General features: G+C 61.5%; 8 protein-coding genes and 1 pseudogene. 2 read left to right on the forward strand and 7 right to left on the reverse strand.

The window, feature by feature from the left end; translation table 11 throughout:
* Window positions 1–303: 303 nt before the first annotated feature.
* Both AC5ZG5_RS42295 and AC5ZG5_RS42300 read left to right on the forward strand, forming a co-directional pair.
* Entirely contained in the window at window positions 304–1,809 is a 1,506-nt protein-coding gene (locus AC5ZG5_RS42295; RefSeq protein ID WP_456646115.1) for an MFS transporter, read from the forward strand.
* A gap of 2 nt (window positions 1,810–1,811) precedes the next feature.
* On the forward strand, window positions 1,812–2,513 hold the full coding sequence (locus AC5ZG5_RS42300) for an alpha/beta fold hydrolase (protein WP_456646116.1): 702 nt from the start codon (window positions 1,812–1,814) through the stop codon (window positions 2,511–2,513).
* Between the two features lie 159 nt (window positions 2,514–2,672).
* Here AC5ZG5_RS42300 and AC5ZG5_RS42305 read toward each other — a convergent pair.
* The 7 genes and pseudogenes from AC5ZG5_RS42305 to AC5ZG5_RS42335 form a co-directional block, all read right to left on the reverse strand.
* Window positions 2,673–4,013: pseudogene (locus AC5ZG5_RS42305) on the reverse strand (MFS transporter).
* Between the two features lie 51 nt (window positions 4,014–4,064).
* Window positions 4,065–4,760, reverse strand: a complete 696-nt coding sequence (locus AC5ZG5_RS42310) for a sensor histidine kinase (protein WP_456646117.1) — start codon at window positions 4,758–4,760, stop codon at window positions 4,065–4,067.
* Window positions 4,761–4,938: 178 nt separating this feature from the next.
* Entirely contained in the window at window positions 4,939–5,550 is a 612-nt protein-coding gene (locus tag AC5ZG5_RS42315) for a DUF1993 domain-containing protein (RefSeq protein ID WP_130227775.1), read from the reverse strand.
* A 93-nt stretch (window positions 5,551–5,643) separates the two neighbouring features.
* Entirely contained in the window at window positions 5,644–6,219 is a 576-nt protein-coding gene (locus AC5ZG5_RS42320) for a cytochrome P460 family protein (RefSeq protein WP_456646118.1), read from the reverse strand.
* Between the two features lie 101 nt (window positions 6,220–6,320).
* The gene (locus AC5ZG5_RS42325; protein ID WP_456646126.1) at window positions 6,321–6,695 is read right to left on the reverse strand and encodes a GNAT family N-acetyltransferase; all 375 of its coding nucleotides are present in this window, start codon (window positions 6,693–6,695) and stop codon (window positions 6,321–6,323) included.
* 42 nt (window positions 6,696–6,737) lie between these two features.
* Complete coding sequence (locus AC5ZG5_RS42330; RefSeq protein WP_456646119.1) at window positions 6,738–7,475, reverse strand: peroxiredoxin-like family protein; 738 nt, start codon at window positions 7,473–7,475, stop codon at window positions 6,738–6,740.
* On the reverse strand, window positions 7,472–7,738 hold a 267-nt coding region (locus AC5ZG5_RS42335), incomplete at its 5' end, for a LysR substrate-binding domain-containing protein (protein WP_496114003.1). The genes AC5ZG5_RS42330 and AC5ZG5_RS42335, both read right to left, overlap by 4 nt.

The raw sequence follows: 7,738 nt of genomic DNA on the forward strand, positions 1-7,738 counted from the left end.
CGTCCGAGATTGTCCTGCGCGTTACTCGATGAAATCTGCGACAGTGCTAACCATTGATCGCAGCGCGGGACGAAATTTTCCAATAGCCGGCATGTATAGTTTCCATAGCAGCCGAGAATGCTGCTGCGACGGTCCTCTCTGCCATTCATAAATCAAGGCAAGTTGCGCAGACCGCGGCGGCCTCACGCCGCGCGGCGAGGCAATAACGATCGTCTATCGATTCTATGGCGAGAGGCGATTTCCCTCGCCGGGTGGCGACCGCCACGCTGTCAGAAGCACCTACAACGCAATACGAGACCGCGAATGACCACTCCTGCAAACCAGAGTTGGCGAGCTTGTCACCACGAGGCGCAGCCGTTTATAGAGCAGTGCGGCCGCGGCGTTATCGATGCAGAACCCTGCCCGCGAGAGCTCGGGCAGGAAACGGCACCTTGGGGCCGGCGCATGGTGCTCACGGCCTGTGTGATCGCGTCCTCGATGGCATTCATCGATGCGACAGCGCTGCCCGTTGCGTTACCGAGATTGCGCGCTGACCTCGGAGCGGACCTCGCCTCCGTTCAATGGATACTCAACGGGTATATGCTGGCGCTCGCCTCGCTGACATTGATCGGCGGCGCGCTCGCGGACGTTTATGGCAAGGCGCGCATGCTCGCGTCCGGTTGCGTCCTGTTTGGTCTGGCATCCGCGGCTTGCGCGCTGGCGCCTTCGCCGGCCTGGCTGATCGCTGCCCGCGGCGCGCAGGGAGCGGCCGCGGCGATTGTTACCCCCGCCAGCCTCGCCCTGATCGGCGCCACCTACCCGCGCGCGGAGCGGAACCGGGCGATCGGCATATGGGCCGCGGCATCGGCTCTCACCACCGCCGGAGGTCCTGTCCTGGGCGGCTGGCTGACCGAGACCTTTGGCTGGCCATCCGTGTTCTGGATCAACCCGCCGCTCGCGCTCGTAGCAGTGGGAGTACTGCTGGTCTTCGCGCCCAAAGATGGCCGCATCCAGCGCCCGTTCGACGTGATCGGTGCCGCGATCCTCGCTTCGGCGCTCGGCGCGCTTGCCTGGGCGCTTAGCCAAATCGGACGCAGTGAAGCTTGGGCGGCCGCAGGCGCTTCCGCCCGGACGACCACGGCACTCACGATCGTCGCCGGGCTCGGCATTGTCGGGATCGCCGTCTACGCGATCTGGGAGCGCGGAAGCGCACACCCGATGACGCCGCCCCGTCTGGTAGAGAACCGCGCTTTCCTCGGACTGAACGTCGCGACGTTGATGGTCTATACGGGGATTTCGATCATGTTCTTCCTGCTACCTTTTGAGCTCGTCGATCGGCGCACCCTGTCGTCGACCGATGCCGGGCTGGCATTTCTGCCCTTCACGCTCGGCGTAGGGCTCTTGTCGAATGTCTTCGGTGGCTTGGCGGACAAGATTGGCGCGCGGACCATGCTCATCGCGGGACCAGCAGGTGCCGCACTGGCCTACCTCTGGATGGCGCTTGGTCAGAAAGAATCCTTGATGCTCGGTGTGATCGTACCGATGGCGCTGCTTGGCCTGTCCTTCGCTGTGCTCGTGGCGCCGCTTACCGCGTCCGTCATGTCGAGTGTTGACCAGACGGACGAAGGGCTCGCCTCCGGCGTCAACAATGCGGCGAGCCGGATTGCGCAACTTGTCGGCGCGGCCCTGGCCGCCGGTGTCGCGTCTTTCGAGTCCGGTTACAAGGTCGGTCTCGTCGTAGCCGCTGCGACCTCGATCTGCGGCGCCTTTATAGCTGCAACAACCCCGACGCCGGCCGTGGCGATAGCGGGCGGCTCGGGAGAAGCTTAAGAATGACAGATTACGTTCTGATCCACGGCGCGTTCCACGGCAGTTGGTGCTGGACTCGCGTGCGCCGCCTCCTGGCCTCAAAAGGCCACCGGGTGTTCACGCCGACGCTGACCGGTCTTGGAGAACCGTCGCACCTCTTGAGCCCTGAGGTCAGCCTCGGCACCCACATCGCGGATGTCACCAACCTCATGGTTTGGGAAGAACTGCGCGACATCGTCCTGGTCGGACATTCCTATGCTGGATTTGTCGTGCGCCACGTCGCCGACCGGATGTCAGACCGGATTCGCTCGTTGATCTACCTCGATGCCTTTGTGCCAAACAACGGCAAAACTCTTTTCGACTACGTACCCGACAAGGGGAAGAGATTCCGAGAACTCGCCGCGGCGAACGGCGATGGCTGGAAGGTCCCGCCGCCTCCGGCATCGTTCTTGGCAGTGAACGCGGCAGACGCCGATTGGGTTGACCGACAGTGCACGGTGCAGCCATTGTCCACTTTTGAAGCATCGGCGCAGATCAGCGGCGCTTGTGACACGATTCCGAACATCGGATACATCCGGGCGCGGAGCTATGACAGCCCTTATTTCGACGGCTTTTACGAGCTCGCAGGAGAACGCCGCTGGTGGCGAGAGGAGTTTGCGTGCGGGCATGATGTGATGCTCGACATGCCAAACGAGCTGACAGCCCTGTTGCTGCAACGGGGCTAGGGACAGGCCTATTCAGTCCCATTCTAGCGGAGGCAAACATTCGCCACGCGGCGGGCGTTGGTGATCTCGGCCGCTGTGTGTACCCAAAACCTATGCCCCGGACAGCGCACACATTGCCACACAACCTTCGACGAGGTGCTGGCGTCCGGCATTTTGACGCTATCTGAACCGACGAGCGCTGCTGGTAGCGGCTCCCATCAGAGCGAAGGCCGTTCCGGCGACCAGACAAAAGACCGCGCCATGATCTCCGCCCAAGCCGAAGATCAGTGAGACCAAGGCGGAACCAAGTGACCATCCGACGTAGCGAGCCGCGGCATTCATCCCACTCGCGGCCCCGCTACGCCCTATGGGTCCAGCCGTCATCATCGCGGTGTTGTTCGGGGTCTGGAAAAGGCCAAAGCCGATACCGCAAAGGGCGAGGCGCCAAACGACATCCCACTTCGCCGGAGTTGTCGGCAAGAAGACCATCAGAAGTAAACCGGCCGCCAACAACGCCAAACCAATGCTGCAAATCACCGAGGCGGGGTAGCGGATTGTCAAGCGGCCGGCGATTGGAGCCGTGATGGCCGTCATCAACGGCCAGGGCGTCAAGAGAAAGCCTGTTTCCACGGCCGAAAGATGCATCCCCGCCTCAAGCAGAAACGGCAAGGAGACGTAAGCCAGGATTTGTGCAGCATAAGAGCAGACAGATGTCCACGCCGATAGTGCAAACAGAGGTATACGGAAAAGATCGAATGGCAGCATTGGCATAGAGTGCTAGAGCTGTTGTCGAACGAAGAGGCTGAAACAGAAAAGACCTGCGACGATCTCTCCCATCGCAATGCGCCTATCGCCAATACCCAACGTACCGACACCGACGACGAAAAGCCCGAACGCCAACGCATTGAGAGCGGCCCCGATCAAATCGAGGGGACGAGGAACCCGAACGTCTGATGGTGCAGCGGCAATAAACAGCGGTACCGCAAGGCCGAATGGCACATTCACCAGAAACAACCAGGGCCATCTTGCCACGGCAAGTATTGTCGCCGCGATGGTAGGCCCCAATGCTCCAGGTATCGCCACCGCTAATGCGACCAACGCGAGGCCCGTACTGACCATGCGGTGCGGATAGATCACGCGTATAAATGCAATGCCGGCCACAGCAACCCCGGCCGCTCCGACACCCTGAATCAAGCGCGCACTCACCAGCATCGGCAATGTTGGAGCGAAAGCGCAACCTAACGACGCGAGAACAAAAATAGCTAGACCCGCGGCATAAACGCGCTTCAGACCGAGTGACTCGACCAGACTTGCGACGGGCAACAAGCAGGCTGTTGCCGAAAGCTGATAGGCATTCACGATCCAAACGGTCGCCGCGTCACTACTAGCGAATGAACGCGAGATATTGGGTAAGGCGATATTCACGATCGCGCTTCCGAGGGAACTTAGGCCAAGTCCAAGCAAGATGCAGAGCATTGCCCAGCGGCGCTGAGATGCCGTTAAACATTCGACGCCGCCCATCAGAATGCAATCTCTGACGCGGCCTTTCGGCCGCCGACTTTGCGCATACTCTCAGCTTTCGGCGGCAGTCGGTAAGTAGAGCTTTATGCATGTGCCCTGTTGCGGCATGCTGTGAACTTCAATGTGGCCGCGCGCCTGATCAACAAAATGGTGTATCATTGGAAGTCCGAGCCCAGTTCCAACGCCTTGTGGCTTCGTCGTAAAGAATGGTTCGAATATCTTTTCCAGGATGTCGGAGGTAATGCCGCATCCAGAATCAGTGACGCATAGGGAAACATACTCTTGGCCATCGTCGCCTTTGGGCGAGTGAGACTTGCTGGTCTCGATTGTAATGATACCTCCCAGGGGCATCGCGTCTCGACTGTTCATCACAAGGTTTATGATCGCGCATTCGAGCAGGTGAGAATCACATCGGATCCGAGTTTCTGAATCCGATAAAGCCAAGCGCAGCACGATTCCTTCTCCGAGGACGCAGCGCAGCAGGTCACTCATTGAAAGAAGAGCATCGTTAAGTTGAAATAGGTTGTCCGATTGATGAACCGGTTTACGCGCAACCGTCATAAGACGATGCGCGAGCTTGCCGGCGCTAACTAATGACCGTTCTGCAACTTCTATGAGAGAACCGAGGTCAGACGCACGGCCTGCGGCAACATGCACGCGCATCAAGCTAAGGGCGCTGGCCATGGTCTGCAATCTATTATTAAAGTCGTGAGCAACCCCGCTTGCGAGTACGTCTATCATATGCATGTCGTTGTCCCGCCCAACCGTCTCGTGGAAAACCGGCGCAATTCTCATCTCCAGCCTTGAAGTCCGCGTCGCCTTGCAGCGCGCCAATGACCTCTCGCAACTCGCTCACTATCGGCGTCCCCTCGACTTGCTTTCCTGTTTTGAAAGCCCCGGCCGTGCCGCGCGCCCCGCCCGCCTCTCATGAGTAGTCACCGCCGCTCTGCTGACTGAGGTTGCCGAGATAGTCGCGCTTCCCGATCTTCGCTCCGAGGTGCCGAAGGATCGCGTGCGCAATCGAGATGTGGAAGAAGAAGTCGGGCAGCACCAGGTGCCGGATGTAGTCGTCGCCGCCGAACCACCCGCGCACGATAGGCGGCGTCAGCTCGTATGTGTGGGAGCGCGCGCCGGCAATCTCGTCCGGCTGCACGTTTTGCAGGAAGCCGCGCGTCTCGAGGAGCCGCCCCTTCAATGCCGAATACATCATGAGGGTGTTGTGGGGTGCTGGCGCGTCACGCTGCATCAGCTTCGCCATGTGGGCGTCGACCTTATTGCAGCTTACGGAAAACTGTTCTCCGAAAGTCAGCATGTCGGACGCGAGCCGCTCGCCAAGGATCCTTCCAGGCTCGAATCCCCTGGTCCGCTCGAGCGCTTGGGCGTGGTCGAGATAGTCGTCCATCACGTTCAGTCCGTGCACCATGATAGGGACCGTGATGTCATAGACCGACAGGGACACGTCGAACTCCATGCGCTCGTTTGTACTCTGAACGTCGGTCGGACCCGAAAGGTCGATCACCGAAACGAATGGCCACAATAGGCTCTTCAATCTTCCGGCTTGCCGCACCAGCTCGCGGGCATGACCTCCGCGAAACCGCGGCAAGAGGAGAGCGTCGAGGCATACTGTCGCCTAGTTACGCAGGGCGGGATATCCATTCACATAAATCCAGTCCGTGGCCTGGGCCGGCACGTGGCACCCCTGGCAATCGGAATGGTAGTCCGTTGAGGTGGTTTTGAACGGCTTGTCAGCGTCGAACCACGACCATCCCCACCCGTCACCCCACAACGGGTTGCCGGGGTGCGTTCCCTTGCTGTCTCTCACCATGACGAACCAGCCCTTGAGCTTGTCGGCGTGGCTTATCGTGCCGGTGGTCATGTCGTTCGGCGAGGTCGCGAAGACTTCCTTCACCAGCACGGCGCCGTCCGGGAAGTGCCCCGTCTTCCGGTAGGCGTCGATCGCCCCCGGGGATCCGTAGACGGCGTGGATTTCTTTCGAGCCCTGGCCGCTGTCGGCGGCAATCGCCCAGCTCCCGAGCGCTTGGTAGAGGGTTCGGTAGTCCGTCGGCACGCGCAGGTGCCCGGCGGCGTCCGCCACGTTCGCGGTCGGGCCGGCGGGAGTCGTTCCGCTGATCTGCGCGAGCGCTGCCACAGTGCCGGCGACCGGCGAGACGGCGACAGCCACGCCGACAGTCCTCGATAATTTCATGGGGGTCTCCTTTGCTGCTCGCGCACGGCACGGTGACTTAGCGCGACGGCTTCAATCACTTTTTCAATCGCTGCGGAGCCGACCGCGTGCGCTCGGCCGGCCTAGCAGACCCAAAGCTCGGACGAAGCCGACGAAATTAGAAATTCCCTTTGGACATGCATTCGATAGGCGTGAGGTATCGCCGTCCAAAAGCGCCGTGCGCGCCGGCGTCCCGTCTGTCGGCGATCAGCCGTCGAGGAATGCGGCGTACTCCGGGTGCCGGGCGGGTAGGAGGACATGAAGGGACACTTCGCGATCACTCTTTCCCCGTCGCGTCGCAACGCTTCGAAAACGCCATGCGCCAGCCTCGATCCGTACCCTAGGCCGGATAGCTTTTGTGGCACCTCCGTGTGGAGCAGAACGACGCGACCGTCTTCGATCTTGTAGTCGGCGACTGCGAGCGCGCCGTCGCCGAGGGACATTTCAAACCGCGTCATTGCCGCATTGTCCCGGATGTCGTTTTCCACCTTCGGCCTCCCTCACTTGAACGTGGAAGCGGCCTGGCGCAGCGAGGCCAGGATTTGCGCCGGCTCCTTCCGTATCGTGAAGTCGGGCTCGACGAACGCGCTGCGGATACGACCTTCTGCGTCGATCACGTAGGTCGCGGGAATGGGCAACATCCACACCGGTGACCCATGCCGCGCGCCGAAGTCGAACCCTAGCCCGGAATAGTGCGCCTTGATCTCGTCGGGCACCCGGAACAGCACGCCGTACGACATGGCAACGCCATAGTCGACGTCCGAGAGCACCTTCAGGTCCAAGCCCAGGCCCCGCTTGAGCTGCCGCGGGAAGTCTCTCGTCTCGGGTGTCACGACTGCGAGGGTCGCGCCGATGCTCTCGAACTCATCCTTCGCGGCCTGGAGGGCGCAGAGCTCAGCCGTGCAGAACGGACACCAGCCGCCTCGGAAGAAGCTCAGGACGAGGGGTCCGTTGCGGCGCAGCTGTTCGGAGGAGTGGAGACGGCCGTCGGCGTCCGGCAGGAGGAAGTCCGGCGCGTCGTCTCCGACCTTCAACGCGTGGGATGCCACGTCTGTATCGCGGAGCCTGGCTACGAGGTGGTTGTATGCCTCCCAGTCCGCGGCGCTGAACGTGGTCAGCAGCTCTGTGCGAACCCGGGCGAGTGTCTTGTCGGTCTGGTTTAGCATCGGTGGGTGGTCATCAGGCTGAGGATCGATTGGCTGGAAACGGTTGGCCGCCGGCGCGCGTGTCGTGGTCATGTGGGCGCCCTCGCCACCTCCGGGAGCGTTGCGTGCGGCACGCCCCGGTCGGGGACTTCGACCGACCAGTCGCGAAGCCGCGCGACCTTGACGAAAGCGTCCAGCGCCGGGGAGTAGCGGCGCCCCTGGACAGCCAGGAGCCGCACCTCCCGCGAAACTGGATCGCCTTCGAGCGGAATGGTCTTAAGCGTCGGAAGGCGCGGCATGTGCTCGGGCGCGAGTATCACGCCGAAGCCAGCAGCGGCCATGTGCTGCAGGTGCAA

The organism is Bradyrhizobium sp. Ses1, from assembly GCF_059512365.1.

Coding starts and splice junctions, on each gene's coding strand:
- AC5ZG5_RS42295 (WP_456646115.1), top strand. CDS start 304: ATGACCACTCCTGCAAACCAGAGTTGGCGAGCTTGTCACCACGAGGCG.
- AC5ZG5_RS42300 (WP_456646116.1), top strand. CDS start 1,812: ATGACAGATTACGTTCTGATCCACGGCGCGTTCCACGGCAGTTGGTGC.
- AC5ZG5_RS42310 (WP_456646117.1), bottom strand. CDS start 4,760: ATGCATATGATAGACGTACTCGCAAGCGGGGTTGCTCACGACTTTAAT.
- AC5ZG5_RS42320 (WP_456646118.1), bottom strand. CDS start 6,219: ATGAAATTATCGAGGACTGTCGGCGTGGCTGTCGCCGTCTCGCCGGTC.
- AC5ZG5_RS42325 (WP_456646126.1), bottom strand. CDS start 6,695: ATGACGCGGTTTGAAATGTCCCTCGGCGACGGCGCGCTCGCAGTCGCC.
- AC5ZG5_RS42330 (WP_456646119.1), bottom strand. CDS start 7,475: ATGACCACGACACGCGCGCCGGCGGCCAACCGTTTCCAGCCAATCGAT.